This window comes from Herbiconiux daphne, assembly GCF_024979295.1.
Taxonomy (GTDB): domain Bacteria; phylum Actinomycetota; class Actinomycetes; order Actinomycetales; family Microbacteriaceae; genus Herbiconiux; species Herbiconiux daphnes.
Genome location: NZ_JANLCJ010000450.1, coordinates 1 through 663 on the forward strand (window position 1 = coordinate 1; position 663 = coordinate 663).

The following is a 663-nucleotide window of genomic DNA, read 5'->3' on the forward strand; positions in this document are numbered from 1 at the left end:
ATTATTAGCATACTAACTAATCTAGATGAGAAATTATAACGTTAATAAGAAATGGGTCTTATCTTGATAAAATCCGGCCCCGCCGCCATCAAGTGAGGGTAAAGATTACACTGTGTCACTGAGCTAATACACTGAGGATCTTCTCTCATGTAATAACGCCTGAGCCTGTTACACCTTGCGTAGCAAGAGAGCCTATTCTATCACAATAGCCATGAGGATAACACTGATTAAGGCCAGTGCTCTTAATCGTAAAGATCTGATTAATCTGTAGAAGTTTATAGAATACTTAATAACCTGAGCATATTGTTAGATAACGGTTGATATAAGCATGTGAGCATGTATATAATAGGTAATTGATCAAACATATGAGCATTCAGGAGGCTAATCATATGAGTAAACAACCATCATTTATAGGCACTATCGAGGCTATGAAAGTTAAGAAAGCTCCAGCTAAACAGCCTCGTATTCAAATGAACATCACACACGCTTTTCAGGAAGAAATTAGAAAGGCTTGTAGAGAGGATGGATTAGAGATCACGGCAGTAGTAACCGCCCTGCTCCGTGGCTGGTTAGATGAGCGGAAACAACGTAAAGGTAAATAAAATGGTAATGGGTATCAATAACCCGGCTCATGGTCTTGAGATCATGAATACTAATCTTTCT

General features: G+C 38.6%; 1 protein-coding gene. It reads left to right on the top strand.

Annotated elements, in window-relative coordinates:
* Positions 1 to 353 precede the first annotated feature (353 nt).
* Positions 354 to 602 (top strand): plasmid partition protein ParG, encoded by a 249-nt coding sequence (locus N1032_RS25790; protein WP_259543466.1) that lies wholly within the window; start codon positions 354 to 356, stop codon positions 600 to 602.
* The last annotated feature ends 61 nt before the right edge of the window (positions 603 to 663 follow it).